The organism is Planktothrix rubescens CCAP 1459/22 (assembly GCA_904830895.1).
Classification (GTDB): domain Bacteria; phylum Cyanobacteriota; class Cyanobacteriia; order Cyanobacteriales; family Microcoleaceae; genus Planktothrix; species Planktothrix agardhii.
This window is the reverse complement of the sequence record LR882958.1, coordinates 2,527,819-2,544,347: the sequence shown is the minus strand read 5'-3', so window position 1 is coordinate 2,544,347 and position 16,529 is coordinate 2,527,819. Positions and strand designations below refer to the sequence as shown.

20 protein-coding genes are annotated in these 16,529 nt (G+C 41.7%); 14 read left to right on the top strand and 6 right to left on the bottom strand.

Translation table 11 applies throughout. From position 1 onward, the window contains the following. Positions 1-60: 60 nt before the first annotated feature. The 3 genes from NMG86_RS11975 to NMG86_RS11965 form a co-directional block, all read right to left on the bottom strand. Positions 61-795 (bottom strand): phycoerythrobilin:ferredoxin oxidoreductase, encoded by a 735-nt coding sequence (locus NMG86_RS11975; protein ID WP_026786765.1) that lies wholly within the window; start codon positions 793-795, stop codon positions 61-63. A 14-nt stretch (positions 796-809) separates the two neighbouring features. Next, positions 810-1,538 (bottom strand): 15,16-dihydrobiliverdin:ferredoxin oxidoreductase, encoded by a 729-nt coding sequence (locus NMG86_RS11970; protein ID WP_026786766.1) that lies wholly within the window; start codon positions 1,536-1,538, stop codon positions 810-812. A gap of 90 nt (positions 1,539-1,628) precedes the next feature. After that, positions 1,629-2,288 carry a HEAT repeat domain-containing protein gene (locus NMG86_RS11965; RefSeq protein WP_026786767.1) on the bottom strand — a complete coding sequence of 220 codons (660 nt, stop codon included), beginning with the start codon at positions 2,286-2,288 and terminating at the stop codon, positions 1,629-1,631. A 118-nt stretch (positions 2,289-2,406) separates the two neighbouring features. Here NMG86_RS11965 and NMG86_RS11960 point away from each other — a divergent pair, with 118 nt between their 5' ends. From NMG86_RS11960 to cpcD, 14 genes are all read left to right on the top strand, one after another. After that, on the top strand, positions 2,407-2,979 hold the full coding sequence (locus NMG86_RS11960; protein ID WP_026786768.1) for a bilin-binding protein: 573 nt from the start codon (positions 2,407-2,409) through the stop codon (positions 2,977-2,979). Between the two features lie 279 nt (positions 2,980-3,258). Continuing rightward, positions 3,259-4,137, top strand: coding sequence for a phycobilisome linker polypeptide (locus tag NMG86_RS11955; protein WP_026786769.1), 879 nt, complete (start codon positions 3,259-3,261; stop codon positions 4,135-4,137). A 167-nt stretch (positions 4,138-4,304) separates the two neighbouring features. Continuing rightward, a complete protein-coding gene (locus tag NMG86_RS11950; RefSeq protein WP_026786770.1) occupies positions 4,305-5,072 on the top strand; it encodes a phycobilisome rod-core linker polypeptide in 768 nt (255 codons plus the stop codon). Between the two features lie 131 nt (positions 5,073-5,203). Continuing rightward, complete coding sequence (locus tag NMG86_RS11945) at positions 5,204-5,962, top strand: phycobilisome rod-core linker polypeptide (protein WP_026786771.1); 759 nt, start codon at positions 5,204-5,206, stop codon at positions 5,960-5,962. A gap of 141 nt (positions 5,963-6,103) precedes the next feature. Further along, complete coding sequence (locus NMG86_RS11940) at positions 6,104-6,637, top strand: phycobiliprotein lyase (protein ID WP_026786772.1); 534 nt, start codon at positions 6,104-6,106, stop codon at positions 6,635-6,637. Between the two features lie 3 nt (positions 6,638-6,640). After that, a complete protein-coding gene (locus NMG86_RS11935) occupies positions 6,641-7,225 on the top strand; it encodes a chromophore lyase CpcT/CpeT (protein ID WP_026786773.1) in 585 nt (194 codons plus the stop codon). Positions 7,226-7,268: 43 nt separating this feature from the next. Further along, positions 7,269-7,574, top strand: a complete 306-nt coding sequence (locus NMG86_RS11930) for a hypothetical protein (protein WP_026786774.1) — start codon at positions 7,269-7,271, stop codon at positions 7,572-7,574. A 78-nt stretch (positions 7,575-7,652) separates the two neighbouring features. Continuing rightward, positions 7,653-7,892 carry a DUF8630 family protein gene (locus tag NMG86_RS11925; protein WP_026786775.1) on the top strand — a complete coding sequence of 80 codons (240 nt, stop codon included), beginning with the start codon at positions 7,653-7,655 and terminating at the stop codon, positions 7,890-7,892. A gap of 23 nt (positions 7,893-7,915) precedes the next feature. Then, the gene (locus tag NMG86_RS11920; RefSeq protein ID WP_026797714.1) at positions 7,916-8,815 is read left to right on the top strand and encodes a HEAT repeat domain-containing protein; all 900 of its coding nucleotides are present in this window, start codon (positions 7,916-7,918) and stop codon (positions 8,813-8,815) included. Between the two features lie 391 nt (positions 8,816-9,206). After that, entirely contained in the window at positions 9,207-9,725 is a 519-nt protein-coding gene (gene cpcB / locus NMG86_RS11915) for a C-phycocyanin subunit beta (protein WP_026786777.1), read from the top strand. 98 nt (positions 9,726-9,823) lie between these two features. Next, a complete protein-coding gene (cpcA, locus tag NMG86_RS11910; protein ID WP_026786778.1) occupies positions 9,824-10,312 on the top strand; it encodes a C-phycocyanin subunit alpha in 489 nt (162 codons plus the stop codon). A 166-nt stretch (positions 10,313-10,478) separates the two neighbouring features. After that, entirely contained in the window at positions 10,479-11,294 is an 816-nt protein-coding gene (locus tag NMG86_RS11905; RefSeq protein ID WP_026797713.1) for a phycobilisome linker polypeptide, read from the top strand. Between the two features lie 183 nt (positions 11,295-11,477). Next, entirely contained in the window at positions 11,478-12,347 is an 870-nt protein-coding gene (locus NMG86_RS11900) for a phycobilisome linker polypeptide (RefSeq protein WP_026797712.1), read from the top strand. 81 nt (positions 12,348-12,428) lie between these two features. Continuing rightward, positions 12,429-12,671: a rod-capping linker protein CpcD gene (cpcD, locus tag NMG86_RS11895; RefSeq protein WP_026786781.1), complete on the top strand. Its 243-nt coding sequence runs from the start codon at positions 12,429-12,431 to the stop codon at positions 12,669-12,671. 234 nt (positions 12,672-12,905) lie between these two features. Here cpcD and NMG86_RS11890 read toward each other — a convergent pair whose 3' ends face one another. From NMG86_RS11890 to NMG86_RS11880, 3 genes are all read right to left on the bottom strand, one after another. Beyond that, positions 12,906-13,070 (bottom strand): hypothetical protein, encoded by a 165-nt coding sequence (locus NMG86_RS11890; RefSeq protein WP_158442105.1) that lies wholly within the window; start codon positions 13,068-13,070, stop codon positions 12,906-12,908. 125 nt (positions 13,071-13,195) lie between these two features. Next, a complete protein-coding gene (locus tag NMG86_RS11885) occupies positions 13,196-13,396 on the bottom strand; it encodes a hypothetical protein (protein ID WP_026786783.1) in 201 nt (66 codons plus the stop codon). A 256-nt stretch (positions 13,397-13,652) separates the two neighbouring features. After that, the gene (locus NMG86_RS11880; protein ID WP_026797711.1) at positions 13,653-16,406 is read right to left on the bottom strand and encodes a class I SAM-dependent DNA methyltransferase; all 2,754 of its coding nucleotides are present in this window, start codon (positions 16,404-16,406) and stop codon (positions 13,653-13,655) included. Positions 16,407-16,529: the final 123 nt, after the last annotated feature.

Below are 16,529 nucleotides of genomic sequence, written 5' to 3'. Positions count from 1 at the left end.
TTTGAAGACCAAACCCCTACAATAAATAAAATATTACAATCTCCGTCTCGACGGCGCGGATTACTCCAGATAACGTTCTAAATCAAATAGAAACCCGTGAATATATTCTTCAGTCCATTCTTCCCCATAGAAACGAGTAAACATTCCCCGTGCGGGGTCTTTTTCTGCCCGATAACTAACATAACGTTTTTGGGCTTGTAAAATGTCTTGGCGTTGCTCAGAATTATCAATGGGTTGGGCTTGTTCTACAAATTCCAGATAGGCTTGTAAATAAGCTTTAAACGCTTCAAAAACATGGGTTTTAACAACTTCTGTTTCTTGAGGACGAGTCCATAAAAACGCCGGAGAAAAGAAGGGTTGAGCTTCTTCGGGAAAATCTCCACCCCAAGGTAAATGTTGTTGATACTGTTGAAAAATAGGCAATATCGGCTCAGTATATTTTTGTTGATAGGTGGAATTATGAAATAACGGCTGCATATCTAAGGCGATTAAATGTCCCCCGGGTAGGGTGACTAAATCAGCCCCAAAGAAGGGTAAATCATAGTTTAAATGGGGGAAAATAACAAAGTTGAGAACTTGTAAAGCTTCTCCCCCTTGAACATGAGCAGCTCGAATTTGTCGCAGTTTGGGTGTTTGATAACCGTAACTGGTGGTAATCACAACTTGCTGTCTTTTTCCTTTTCCTGTTATTTCTTCTTTTTGTTCAAATCCTGGGGGAATGGGGTAAGAAGTCAGGGGGAGTTTTTCTTTAAGAAGGGTAAGGGCGTAATCTAAAAAGGGTTGATAGAGCGTCATATTGTTGAAAATTTTTATTTCGCAGCAACCGCTAAGGGAACAGCATCTTCAAATAAGAATTCATAGAGAAAACGTTCCGCCCATTCATGACCAAAGTAGCTACTAAATAAGCCGGATGCTGGATCTCGGTCAGCGCTATATTGATCATAGGCTTTTTGGGCGTTGATTACCTCTTGAATTCTTTGGGGTTCTGAAAGGGGTTGTGAATTTTGTAATAATTCCCAATAGAGATGAATATAGTCCTGATAAGCTGAAAATACTTTTTCTCTAACGGTGGCTGCATCGGTTTTAGCAAACAGAATATATTTAGAAAAATACTGATTTGCATCATAGAATTTCATCGGTAAATCCTGGGCTAAATCATCATATTTTTCCCAAATCGGACGCATTGGTTCAATATATTTTTGTTGATATTGTTCGTCTCGGAATAAGGGTTGAAAGTCTAAAACAACTAAATTTTTAACTTTACCAAAAGAGAGGAAATCAATCCCTAAAATGGGTAAATCGTAGTGATAATTGGGATAAATGACACTATTAAAAATTTGAGCCGTTTCACCTGCATCAATATAGGTGTAGCGAATTTTCCGAAATTGAGGACATTCGTAGCACCAACTTTGAATCCGAGCGGGATTTTTTCCCCGTTCACTAACCTTAGACTCTAATCCGGCTGGAATAGAACGACTGACCACCTGGAAACGAGAAAATATCTCTGCTTCTAAAAATTCCTGAAATGGCTGATACATAAAAGTTGATATGGATTTTAATGTTATCCGTTTAGATTAACGGAATCCCACCGGACTTGTCTGGCTTTGCTTAAAGAAAGTAACATTTCTTCAACTTACAAAATTTTCCAGTACCGCAGCCACCACGCGATGATCTTCATCCTGCTTCAATGCTTCTAAGGCGGTTTCGGCTTGGGGACTGGAAAAGCGATGCAGAGCGCGAGCGACTCTCGCCCGAATTCGCCAGGAAGAATCCTTGACTTTAGATAGAAGTTGTGGTAACGCTTTTTCTCGTTGGGGGGTACTAGCGAGGAAGGCTAAACTATCAATACAGGCTTCCTGTACCGTTAGATCTTCTCCGTCAATCCCACAAACACAGATTTCTAATAGGTGTTCTGGACAGTCTAATTCTACCATTGCTCCAATAATACTTCGACGCACGAGCCAGTTGTCGTCTTGGTAAAATGCAGCGACCAGATGAGAAGCAACGGGTTGTCCAAATAGAGATAGGGAATTGCTGGCTTCGGCTCGAACATTAGCATCGCGGTCAAATTTAACCATTTGTAACAAAGCGGCTAAGGATTCTGCGGTGCGTTGTTTCCCCAAACCCATTGCGACAAAAGACCGAACTAAAAAGTCTTTTTCCTGCATTTGACTCAAGAGTAAGGGAATAGCGATTTCAGGTTCATACTGATGCAACTCTTGAATGGCTTTGAGTCGGTCTTTGGGGTCGGAGTCGGCTAGACAGGCTTTAATTTCGCTGAGTTCCATGATTTCAGGTTGAGGAGGGGAGGTATCTTGAGTATTATATAATATCAAGTGAATAATTTATCCCTTTTTTATTCTCCCTGGCATCGGTTGAATTTTTATCAAAAATCCATACAAATTTATGCAGTTAACTGAACGCGCTAAACAATTAATTCCGCTTGCTAGAATTGTGAGTTTTGAGGCTTGGAAAAATCACTACTCAGCCGAATTAATTGAGATTTTTCAACAGGCTGATGATCAAGGACGTTATTTAACAGATCAGGACTTAGAACTGATTGCAACGATGATTCCTGAGTCTTTATCGGCTCTCGAATCTGCTCGATTACTCAGAGATAAAGCGGATACCATTATTGAATCTGCCCGTCAAAAAGTGTTAGATGAATATCCAGGAATTGTTGAGGTTGGGGGAGATTTATATCCTCCGGCACGAGCGCAGGCTTGTTGGCGAGATTTTTGGCATTTTCTTCGTTGTATTACCTATGGAATTGCTGGAAGTTGTATTCCGTTTACATCTTCTGAAGGCTTGAATAATATGCAATTACTCTATCAAGAATTACAGGTTCCTTTACCTGCAATGATTGTGGGGTTAGAATCTTTAAAAACCTTTGGTCTTGAGGAATTTAACCCGGAACAACAGATAGAATTGAGTTCTTATTTTAACCATTTAATTGAGGCGATGAGACGGTTTCAGTAATCGCTTTTTCTCTGAACAAAGGGTTCGAGTCACCAACACCAAGTTTTAGGTTTATGAGACATAAAAGCTTCCTAGAGAGGCAAATGTTACGAATCTTTACGGATTATCGGGAAAATGTCTAATCTAAAACCTTGTCTGGTATAACATTAAACGAACAGGCTTAAGTGTAGCTTTCAAGACAATTTCTGATTTTTAAATCTTAACAGCTTGTTAAGTTTCGTAACAAACTTCAGAAATCCTAATTTTCGCCAACTTATCGTGCATCGAGGAGATTGTTTCATGGTTTTTGGGCCAGCATCCCAACTGGGCGTGGGTCTATACGAAGACACCCCCCCGGTAGAAATGATTCTCGGACGTTCTGAAGAAGAAGCCGAAGCCGTGATTTGCGCGGTTTATCGGCAAATTCTGGGCAATGCCTACGTCATGGAGAGTGAACGGGCCATCGTCCCCGAATCTCAATTTAAGCGGGGAGAATTGAGTGTCCGTGAATTTGTCCGCGCTGTTGCCAAATCTGACTTGTATCGCGTTCGCTTTTTCGAGAGTTGTCCGCGTTATCGGTCTATTGAACTCAATTTCAAACATTTTCTAGGTCGCGCCCCTCGGGACTTAGAAGAAATGAGAGTGCACAGTACCCTGTTAGATACCCAAGGGTTTGAAGCGGAAATCGACTTCTATCTCGATAGCGACGAATACCAAAACGCCTATGGCGAAAACTTCGTTCCTTACTATCGGGGTTATAAAACTCAACCCGGTCAAACCATGGTTGGGTTTACCCATTTCTTTGCTCTGGCGCGGGGCGCGTCCAGTAGTGACCTCAAAGGTAGTTTGACAGGGAAAGCATCGGTGCTGAATCGATATGTGATTCAAAAAACTCCCTTAGCTGTAATTCCTCCTTCTGGGGGTGCAATGGGCAATGGTTGGTCTTTCCAAGACCCAACCGGAAGTGCTCGCACCCGTCATGGAGTTGGGGCGTCCGAAGAAGGTAAAGTTTACCGCATCGAAGTCACGGGTTATAGCTCTCCTGGGAAAGTTAACCGAGTGTCAAAATTCCGTCGCAGTAACCAAGTTTTTTTGGTTCCCTTTGAGAAACTATCTCAGGAATATCAGCGCATTCACCAACAAGGCGGCGTGATTGCCAGTATTACTCCGATTAGTTAATTGGGTTTGGGATTAATATCAATATCCAAAATCCAACTTTTTAATATTTTCTCTGAGGCAATAGGATTTCAGTCATCATTTATTGATGAATTGATTGCCTATTTTTTCTATATTCTATTGCCCAGATTTCTTGAATTCCCTCAATCTATTTTTAGGAGATCTAAATCATGGGCGTTGTTGTCGATGCTCCCGTAGAACTGCGGACAGTGGGTTGTTCCGATGAAATCTCGACGGTGATTCGGGCTGTTTATAAACAAGTTTTAGGCAATCCCCATATTATGGAGAGTGAACGGTTGGTGACAGCCGAATCTCAACTGGCAAATGGCGGTATCTCCGTGCGGGAATTTGTGCGTCAAGTGGCGAAATCGGAGTTTTATCGGAGTCGTTACTTTGAGTCCTGCGCCCCTTATCGGTTTGTGGAACTCAATTTTAAACATTTACTGGGTCGCGCTCCCAGTTGTCAAGCCGAACTCTCAGAACATATCCGTCGTTGTATTGAGGAAGGATATGATGCTGAGATTGATTCCTATCTCGATAGCCAGGAATATCAAGATATGTTCGGAGAAATGATTGTTCCCTACTATCAAGGGGCAAAAACTCAGGTGGGACAAAAACAGGTCAACTATAACCGTACTTTGTCTTTATATCAGGGCTATGCGGGAGTTGATAGTGCTTTTACGGCTTCTCGCTTGGTGGAAGCGGTGGCTACAAACAGTGGCAATAAAATTCAGTTGCCTAGTTCTGGCGGCCGTTTAGGGGCTTATCAGGATGCCACTGAAAAGACGTTTAAAATTGTGGTCAAGGGGTCTAAATTTGACGCTCCCCGTCGGTTGAGCAATACCGTGTATTTGGTTTCCGGCGCGAAAATGACTCCCCAAATTCAGCGCATTCATCGGAGCGGTGGCAAGATTATTAGCATCAATGAAGTTTCCTAATTCCGTTTGATTTTCATAGAATTAATTCGGAATTAAGAATTAGGAATTAACCATTAACGGTTGAACAGTTGGGTGTTGAACACTCAGCACCCAACACGCAATAAAATCACCTGTAGCGAGGAAGAATAACAATGACAACTTTAACTCCAAGTTTCACATCAGAACGCCTAGAATTACGTCCTAATACAACAGAAGAAGATTTACAAGTGATTATCCGAGCCGTTTATAAACAGGTCTTGGGTAATGCTCATTTGTTGGAAAGTCAACGGAATCAAACGGCAGAATCTTTACTGCGAAATCGAGATTTAACCGTGCGGGGTTTTGTGCGGGCAATCGCTCAATCAGAACTCTACAAATCTCTGTTTTTTGACCCTAATTCTGCCTATCGGTTTATTGAATTAAACTGTAAGCATTTATTGGGACGGGCACCGTTAGATCAAGCGGAAATTTCTGCTCATGTTCAAATTTGTATTTCACAAGGTTACGCAGCAGAAATTGATTCTTATCTCGATAGTGCAGAATATCTGAACAACTTCGGAGAAAATTGTGTTCCCTATCCTCGCAGTAACACCACACAAACGGGGATTAAAAATGTTGTCTTTAATCGGACAATCAATTTATTAGGTGGTGCCGCTACCAGTGACAGTGAACACCAATCTAAATTAATTTCCAGTGTTGCTACCAATTTACCCCAAAAAATCAAGGTGTCTTCCTTGGGTCAAGGTGGCGCTCAAGAAAAGCGGTTTCGGATTGTGGTAACAAAAGGCGTAAATTCGCTGTCAAAACTGGCGAATAAGACCTGCTGTGTCAGTTATTCCCAACTGTCTCAAAATATTCAAAATATTCAGAAGACTGGGGGTAAAATTCTCAGTATTACTGAGATGGTCTAACTGTTGAATTTTGGGGGAATCTTCACCCCTAAAATTGAACCTGTGGGTTGTTAAAACTGACAAGGGTTAGGTTTTAATTACCCACATTGAAAATCGTTTTTCTCTTGACATAGCTTCTATGATACTCTTTTTATTTTCTGCATGGATATTGCTGAATTTGTTGAACAGTCTTTAGGACGATGGCGTTCACAACGGAGCGCTCATCATCTGGCTTTTAGTCACTTTGAAGCTGTTACTTCTATTATTGATATTGTGCCTTTAGAAGAACAGGATTCTGATGTAATTGCCTTGTGTCATTCTTATCAGATTGATCCTGAATCTTCTACTCATCCTTTTCGGATGACTTGGGAGGGAGAATCGGATTGGGAGGAGGGAAATATCATTAAAGGAACAACGATTTTAGTTCCTATTCCCGATCAAAATGACTTTACAAAAGGTCAATTATTGCGGGATCAAGGCTATGCAGAAACCATTCCTTCTGTGGGAGATTATCAGATTAATCCAGAAGGGGTTTTTACGCTGTTAACGCCCTATGATCGAGCGATGGCTGAAGAAAGAATTTGGTTTGCTACTCCGAATCTGCGATTTCGAGTTTCATTGATTAGAACGAGTGCTGGAACTGGAGTGGTAACGGCTTCTTTTTCTTCCGAAATCCGAGATTTAAAACAAGAATAAACGATGAGCTTAATCCCACGTTTTTCTCGATGTATCGCTGGGGATTTTAGCAATGCTAAACAAACGATTGCTGACCCTAAAAATTTTGCTCATATTCGGATTTTTTTTCGGCCTTTACCCTGGGAATTTTTTCAAGGCATTGGTTTTTATTCTGAGCAAACTTATGATTATGATCTGTGGAGTCCTTATCGTCAAGGATTGCATAGATTAGTTGAACAAAACGATGAAATTTATATTGAAAATTATGGGATAAAAGACGCTTATTTGTACGCTGGAGCCGGACACAATCTGGATATTTTACGAACATTGACTCCAATTGTCACCGAACGTCGTTATCACTGTTCGATGATTTTTCAACCTTGTGAAAATGGATTTCAAGGACGGGTTGAAGGGAATCAATGTTTAATTGAACGCAATGGTCGTCAAACCTATTTAGTTAGTGATGTGGAACTCACAGAAACGACTTGGGTGAGTTTAGATCGAGGCATGGATATTAATACCGATGAACAGGTTTGGGGATCGGTACACGGCCCTTTAAGGTTTGAAAAACGACAAAGTTTTGCGGATGAACTTCACCGCGAGGATTGAATAATTTTTTTGTAGATTGACACCAAAATGAATAATAAAAACAATGTTACCTCCAGTCGCCCGAAAAAAAATGGAGGCATGGATTCGGAGTCGCCATTTGATTTTTTTAGATAATTTTTTGATTTTTGAAACCTTAGATTATTCAGCCATTGAAAGATTTGAATCTTCCATCGCTAGTTTGAATGGAACTTTTATTTCTGTGGCGATTAAGGAAAAAATTTGGATGGGAAACCATCGACAGGTGATTCTTTATCAAGCCAAGGCTTATTTAGCTGTTCCTAATCATCAATTAAAACAATATTGGATTAAGTATGGAGCATTTTATACTCGGTTTGATCAACAATTCTAAATGTTTTATAAAAAAGGTTTACTCGGAGTCACCGAATCTGAGAAAATCTGAATAGATCCCAATCTAAATTATCAAAATATGACAGAACAAACCGAAATCACTAGCACAGAACCTGTTGTTTCTGACGAATTAGCAGAAGTTATTCAGGAACTAGAACAGTATCGAGAACGCCTCCTGAATGAAACGTTGACTGCGGCGCAACGGGCTAAAATGTCCAAGACAAAGGCAATGGCACAACTAGAGCCGATCTTGGCTCAAATTGATGCCAAACTTGAGGAACTCCGCAGCCAACAGGCGATGGTGAGTGTTGAGAATTAAGTTATCCCACTTGATCTGTATATATGTCTAACTCGGAAACTTTATCTGGAAATGATGCTGTTGTCCTGTCTCCTGAAGAAACAGATATTTTGTTGGCGAGGGTGAATCAACAGTTAGCCGCTAACGGTTTTGACTCTAGCGACCTTACCCTAATCAAACAAATGGTGGAGTGTCTAGGGGATACACGGGGGATGGTAAGACTGGGTTTTGCGGAAGCGTTGGGTCAAGTGGGAAAACCTGCTGTTCCCTTTTTACTAACTGCGCTGGCTAATCATCCCAACCCGGTTGTCCGAAGGGCTGCGGCAAAAACCTTAACGTTGATTGCTGACCCGGAAGCGGTTCCGGTTTTGATCAAAGCGTTGTTAGAGGATGAGGATACGGTGGTCAAAGGTTCCGCAATTGGGGCATTAGCGGGTACAGGAGCCGCATCTGTCCCACCTCTATTAGAGATTTTGGCGTCCCCGGATTCCCCAGAAAGCACGAAAGGACACGCAGCTTGGGCTCTGGCTTTTATTGGGCCAGCCGCAAAAGAGATTTTATATCGGGAAATTCATTCTGATTCCCCAGAAGTGCGGATGGCGGTGGTGGGGGCGATCGCTAAAATGGCGGAAGAACAACCGGACACCGAAGCCACGGAAATTCTGGTTCAAGCTTTGGAGGATGTTGATTCGGAAGTTCGGTGTGAAGCGATCGCCGCTTTAGGAAATATCAGCTATGCACCTGCGATTCCCCGGTTGATGGAGTTATTGCAGCATCCAGATGGAGAAAGTCGGAAAGGGGTAGCGATGGCTTTGATGAAGATGGGGGATGAAGTTAAAGATCAAGGTGCAATGGAATTGCTGAATACGGCATTGATTCAGGAAACTGACCCCACGGTGCAACGGGCGATGCAGTTAGCAATTTCTCATCTGAGGCGGGATTAAGGACGGAATTGGATTTTTCCTCTAAGTATTTTCACTTAGCAAAAATGCGATAATGATGAAAAGCAGACTGTGTTTTTTACCTAAGACATTGTTCGTAATAAATTTTAACGCAACAAATAGCGACGGCGTTGTATAACCAATATCTGAAGGGCAAAGATAACAGCCAAATGTTAGTCTCCCAACAATTGATTAACATTTGATTAAAAAAGTTTAATGTCCTTTCATAAAATGATGTAAAATTTCTAAGGTTCCTCTAAGTAAGGCTACTGTTACTTCAAAAACAGTAACAGTAGCCAAACAAGAGAGACTCTCAAGAGTCAGGATCGGGAAAACCCATCATTTCACTTTGAGTCGAAAATAAAGTTAAGCAAGTCAAGTAGGAGATTGATCCATGTTTGATGCCTTTACCAAGGTGGTTTCTCAAGCTGATACCCGCGGCGAAATGTTAAGCCCCGGCCAGATCGATGCTCTCGGCCAAATGGTTGCCGAAAGCAACAAGCGTTTAGATGCCGTTAACCGCATCACTGGTAACGCTTCTGCCATTGTTTCTAACGCTGCTCGCGCTTTATTTGACGAGCAAGCCCAATTGATCGCTCCTGGTGGCAATGCTTACACCAACCGTCGTATGGCTGCTTGCTTACGCGACATGGAAATTATTTTGCGTTATGTCACCTACGCAGTCTTCGCCGGAGATTCTAGCGTTCTTAATGATCGTTGCTTGAACGGTCTGCGTGAAACCTACCTGGCTCTGGGCGTTCCTGGTGCTTCCGTCGCCGTTGGCGTTGGCAAAATGAAAGATGCAGCTTTGGCTATTGTTAACGATCCCGCAGGAATTACTCCTGGAGATTGTAGCGCTCTGGCTTCTGAAGTCGCCGGCTACTTTGATCTCGCTGCGGCTGCTGTCGCCTAATTTTTCAAAAATTAGATTTTCAAAACTCCATAGAAGTCTAATTAAACGACTTCAATCTGTACCTAAATTTTGTAAACCCATAGGGAGATAACTCAAGCATGAAAACCCCCCTGACTGAAGCGGTAACAACCGCCGATTCTCAAGGCCGTTTCCTGAGCAGCACTGAAATCCAAGTGGCTTTTGGTCGTTTCCGTCAAGCCAAAGCCGGTTTAGAAGCAGCCAAAGCTCTGACTGCAAAATCTGACAGCCTGATCAGTGGCGCTGCCCAAGCAGTGTATAACAAATTCCCTTATACCACCACAATGCAAGGGCCCAACTACGCTTCTAGCGAACGTGGTAAAGCCAAATGCGCTCGTGACATCGGTTACTACCTCCGTCAAGTCACCTATTGCTTAATTGCCGGTGGTACAGGCCCTATGGACGAGTACCTGATTGCTGGTGTTGATGAAATCAACCGGACTTTTGAACTTTCTCCTAGCTGGTATGTGGAAGCTCTGAAATATATCAAAGCCAACCACGGTCTGAGTGGCGACGCAGGTGTTGAAGCCAACTCCTACATCGACTATGCTATCAACGCTCTGAGCTAGATTTAGCACGTTTGATGCCCGGAACGGTAAATAGCTGTTAGCAACTGGGTTAACGGTTGTTTAACGCTCCGGGCATCTTTGTTTATTGTGGTTGTTATCCAAGATTAACAAAGTTTTTCTTTTTTTGTCTTGTCTGTTTTGAAAATCTCTTACGGAGCATAAGGATATGGTTGGCTTGCTTGAGGGAGGCCGACTTGGTATCCGGGCCTTTGAAGAAACAAAACCCGTAGAACTACGCCCCAACTACACAGAAGCAGACGTGCAAACTGTGATTGTGGCAGCATATCGTCAGGTGATGGGCAACGAACACCTGATGTCGCGGGAGCGGCTCACTAGCGCGGAATCTTTACTGCGCCAAGGACAAATTACCGTTCGGGATTTTGTCAGAGCTATTGCTTTATCCGAGGTTTACCGGACTAAGTTTTTTTACTCTAATTCTCAAACTCGATTTATTGAGTTAAATTACAAACATCTGCTCGGTCGCGCCCCTTACGATGAGTCAGAGATTGCGTTTCACGTTGATCTCTATGTCAGCCAGGGCTATGAAGCCGAAATCAACTCTTACCTGGACTCTCCAGAATATCTGGAGAATTTTGGGGAAAATGTCGTCCCCTATTATCGGGGCTTTTCTACCCAAGATGGACAGAAAACCGTTGGTTTCAACCGCTTGTTTACCCTCTATCGCGGGTATGCCAGCAGCGATCGCGCTCAAAACCAAAAGCAAAGTCGCTTAACTTGGGAATTAGGCCGGAATTTGGCTGCTCCGATTCAAACACCGGATCATGGTCAAAGTCTAGCAGGTACGACAGGCGGCAGTCGTGGACAACTCTACCGCCTGACTGTTATGCAAAAAGCAACACAGTCTCTGCCTCAAGTGCGCCGTACCCAAACTGAATATACCGTACCCTATGACCAACTGTCTACTCAGTTGCAGCGAATTCATCGCGCCGGGGGACGGATAATGAGAATTACTTTGGCATAATCTCATTGGTTTCAACTTTAATGCCAGTTTGTGTCAGAAGACTTGGGGTCTGGGTTGACTGTTCAAGCAGAAGGCTTAGACTCTAATTCCTCTGACTTACAAACATTTAACAGCGAATCAATGCACGCTACAATCGCAACTTGATTCTCGGTCATGTTCTTAAATATAAGAGGAGGGTTTTAGGTGGCTATTACAACAGCAGCATCTAGACTAGGAACTACTGCATTCCAAGAAACGCCCCGTGTTGAACTGCGACCAGATTGGACTCGGGACGATGCTCAACAGGTAATTCGTGCCGTTTATCGCCAACTCCTGGGTAACGATTATTTAATGAGTTCTGAGCGTCTGAAAAGTGCTGAGTCTCTGTTGACCGATGGTAGCATCAGCGTGCGAGAGTTTGTTCGTTCTGTTGCTAAATCAGAACTATACAAATCCAAGTTTTTCTACCCGAATTTCCAAACCCGTGTAATTGAACTCAATTACAAACATTTACTAGGTCGCGCTCCTTATGCTGAATCCGACGTGGTTTTCCACTTGGATTTATATCAAAACCAAGGCTATGAAGCTGATATTGATTCCTATATTGATTCAGTCGAATACCTGGAAAACTTTGGGGAAAATGTGGTTCCCTACTATCGCGCCTTTGAATTTCAACGGGGACAAAGAAGCGTCGGTTTTACTCGGATCTTCCGGTTGTATCGCGGTTATGCTAATAGCGATCGCTCTCAATTAGACGGGAATTCGTCTCGCTTGGCTAAAGAACTGGGTCAAAACAGTTCTTCTCCCGTTGTTGGCCCCTCCGGTGGTAGCGGAGGTTGGTCTTATCGTTCCTCCGGTCAAGGTGTAGTCCCGACCACGGGATTCAGCACAGGCGGAGTGTTAGGACAATCTGACCGTAGCTATCGGGTTGAAGTGGCTGGAATTATTGAGCGTCGATATCCTAAAGTTCGTCGAAGCAGCAAGTCCTTTATTGTTCCTTACGAAGGCTTATCTTCTCTACTTCAGGAAATTCAACGCCAAGGTGGTAAAGTCGCCAGTGTTACACCTGTTTAGGACGTTTTTTTAATCAGGGGGCGCTGATCAGCAATCCCTGTTTATTGTTTTTGTACAACTTTATTAGATTAATTCAAAACAATGTTAGGTCAAGTTGCAGTAGGTAATTCAGCCGCTTCTCCATCGGGAAGTCGCTTTTTTCGTTATGAAGTTGTGGGTTTACATCAATCGGGTGAAACCGACAAAACTGATTATTCTATTCGTTCTAGCGCCAGCCAGTTCATCATTGTTCCTTACAACCGCATGAACCAGGAAATGCAGCGTTTAACACGGATGGGTGCAAAAATTGTTAGTATTCAACCTTTAACTTCCGAGGCAGAATAATTACTATTATTCTCTAATTAGATCGAAGTTCAAAACTGAATTTAACAAGTAAACGGACGCTAGTTAAATTTAAACATTGATATTTGTGGTTAGGTGTTTCAAATCCGAAACACCTAACCCTTTTTTATTCTCCAATGTTCTGATTATATACCCTACTGAAAATCATTTTTTCTACCAAAGAATGCCAATCTCCTGAAAATAAAGGCTCAGAATCAAGAGCATGATATAGCGAGTCTAAATCAGTTGTACAAAAGCATCATATTTTTCTAAGTTCGGAGGATTGAACAAACTAAACTTAAAGAAAAGCCGGAATAACTTTTCAGCTATTGAGAAGTATTGAGGGATACTTTGGTGGCGATCGCATTTCAGAAATAATACTTCTCTTTGGTTTGTAACCATTCCATAGCAACTTGACTGTAAGTTCGGAGCGTTCAACAAATAAGTAAGTGCTTGGGGAATTCCTGTGGTAACGTCTAGTCTTGCAGGTTTTGATTCGATTACCAAAATCCAAAAACTATCTTGGATTACCAAAATATCAATTCTGCGATCGCATTATCTTGAGAGCCGAGAATTGCAAAACTAACCCGCAGTCGCTTACCTGTACCATCAGCATCAGAAATATTAGTGCTATTCGCATCAATTCCTGATAGGGTGTAAGTTTTTTCAATGATTACTTGTCGCACCAGAGCGTGTTCCCGTTCCCCTAAAACTGCCACAAAATCCATATATAGTAATCCTAAATAGGTTGTAACATTTTAATACTGACATGAAACAGCCAGAAGTATTACCCCAGATCCCTCCCCCCCCTAGCCCCCCGTGCACGGGGGGTTTGGGGGGGCTGTTCCCTTTTGATCAGGGATTTTAAACACAACTCAAATAGGATTGCTATATTTAGCTAATGCCTTAATACCTTATACTAAAAAGCGATCGCCCAAAAATCACTACTCACACCGAATAGCGATCGCCACATCATCTAATTTATTAACTATCTTTTTTCTTGCTTCGCTTTTTCTTCTCAACTTTCAGCAATGGCGCACTTAGGGCTTCATAGAGGCTGAATAAATACTCAATGCGATTTAGTTCGCTAACGAAGGGCTGGGGACGATAGCAGAGGTCTACCGCTTTATCTAGGGTTTGATGGGCTTTTACCAAGTCGGGCGGCATGGTGAGAGGATCGTAAAGATCGGCGAGGCTACTATCAGGATATTTTGCCCTTGTGTCTAATACTTTTTGCGCGGCAATTTCTACTTTTTGCTTTTGTTTGTCGCTGACGTTTTCAGGGAATGGATAGTTGTTGTAAACGATGTCTTTGGAATATCGAAAATCACTTTTCAATCTTCCACATACATACCTAACCCAAGTCATGTGCATCTCGGATGTGAGTATACCAAAATGGTAAAGACTAGAATTAGAAACAACAAATAATAAATCACTAGATAAAGTATTTGAATCACTAAATCCAATTGGGATATACTTTCTACGCTCACTTGAAACCTTGGGAACGATCAAATACTCCCCGCTTGGAATATTCTCTACATGAAACCGAGTTGGAGTTTGTGCTAGTTTCTGAGTAGGAATGCTTTGGCTTTCTAATCTTACTTTTTTAACTGCTTCAACTCTTTTTAAGGCTTGTGGCATCTGTTTTAATTCATTAGGCGGACAATCTCCAAGCCATAAACACCATCTCTCACGATTATTAATAAATTCATCAGATCCTACCCATTTTCTAAACCATTTGGCAGATTGTGGCTCTATCTTGATAAAGTCTTCTTTTTCTGGCGTTGTAAATAGATAGTTCCCGCCATCAATTGGTTTATTACCAATACCTATAGATGGGATATTAGACAACGGATTTTGTCTTCTTTCAATTGTTGTATCTGTTCCATTTACCAAATAAGGATTGATGTTTTTTGCCTGTATTTCCAATGGTTCGCCCTTGATATCCTCATACTCAAAAATACGTTTCTCTGCAATATCAAAGTTCGCAAACCCAATAATAATGCAATATACAGCAGCATTTTTTCTGGCTTCATTTGCCCACTTAAAAGTTCTATGAGCAAAATGAATTTTTATTTTGTACTCATTAAAGAGAACATTCCACAAAATGCCAACCTGTTCGCCTTGAGAAATTGAGTTTGTACTAACAAAAGCTACTTGGATATTTGAATTTTGAATGAGTTCTGCTGCTTTGACATACCAAGCTGAGACATAATCCATAACTCCAGCACCTTTGGCATCGTTAAATATACTAAGAAGATCATCTCTTTGTGTTTCATTCATCATTTTAGAACCGACAAAAGGCGGATTACCTAAAATAAAATTTAACTTCTCTTTTGCAACAACAGACTCCCAATCAATCCGCAACGAATTACCATGCACAATCTTCGCCACCTTCTTCAATGGCAAACGCACAAAATACTGCCCAAACTCATTACTCACCTTCACATTCATCTGGTGATCAATTAACCACATCGCCACCTCAGCCACCCGCACCGCAAATTCATCATATTCAATCCCTGCAAACTGATCTACATCGACTTGAATAATTGAGCTAATATCCGTCACTAACTGCCCACTCTTATTCAATTCCAACAAAATCAGAATCTCTAAATCTCGCAATTCCCGATAGGTAATAATCAAGAAATTACCACAACCACAGGCAGGATCGAGAAAGTGTAAATTTGCAATCTTTTTATGTAATGTTTCTAGTTTGCCCTTACTACCCTTAGCCTTCTCAAATTCAGTATAAAGATCATCCAAAAAAAGCGGTTTAATCAACTTTTGAATATTCTTTTCAGAAGTGTAATGCGCTCCTAAATTGCGGCGTTCCGTCTGATTCATTACCGCCTGAAACATCGACCCAAAAATTGCCGGGGAAATCTTACCCCAATCAAACGCACAAGCCTTTAACAACATTTCACGCATCGGTTTATCAAAAGTCGCAGGTTTTACAGTCTCCTCAAATAACTTCCCATTCACATAGGGAAACTGCGCTAAATTTTCATCTAAATTTTTTAATCGCTTCTCATTAGATGTATTTAAAATATGGAAAATTGAGGCGATGTGCATCGCCAAATCACTGCCATTTTCCTTCGTATGCAAATCAATATATTCCCAAAAAATTCCCTTATTATTAAAAATGCCCGTATCATCGGCAAACATACAGAATAATAGCCGCACTAGATAAACCTCTAAATCATGCCCTGTATAGCCAATTTCTTTGAGGCGATCGTGCAGTTCTCCCATCAATTCCGCCGCTTTAATATTGACAGGATCTTCATCCTTATAAACCCGTTTTTCATATCCCGCCATAAAGCCGAATAGATGGACATGATCTAAAAAATCCTTTAGCTCAAACTCTGTAGTTTCGGCCGTATCTAAATCATAAAGCCGGAATTTTTGGAAATCCGAAACCAAAATATATTTTGGTAATTCATGTTCTTTTAAATTTGGAAAATAATCTTTTGCTTGTTGTGTAGCCTTATCTAAGTCCTTGCCCCTAGACTTATGCTCCACCAAAATCGTCCCCTTCCACAGCAAATCAATAAACCCTTGCTTATTGTCTGCCTTTTTAATTGGTAGTTCAAAACTTCCTACCCGCCGCCGTGAAATGCCAAACACATTAAAAAAGTTATTCCAGAATGATTGCGACTCTGACTTCTCTGAAGTTTCACTTTCCCATTCCTTAGAAAAGGTGATCGCCCTTTGTTTAATCTCATTCCAACTTAGAGGCATATCGGCAAATGTTAAGACATAATTTTAGTTAATATTTTATACTAGCACTCATTTTCTAAAATTATAGCAGGGAACAGGCTGCGTCGTGAGCCGTGAGCCAGTCGAACGGTCGAACGAGAACAG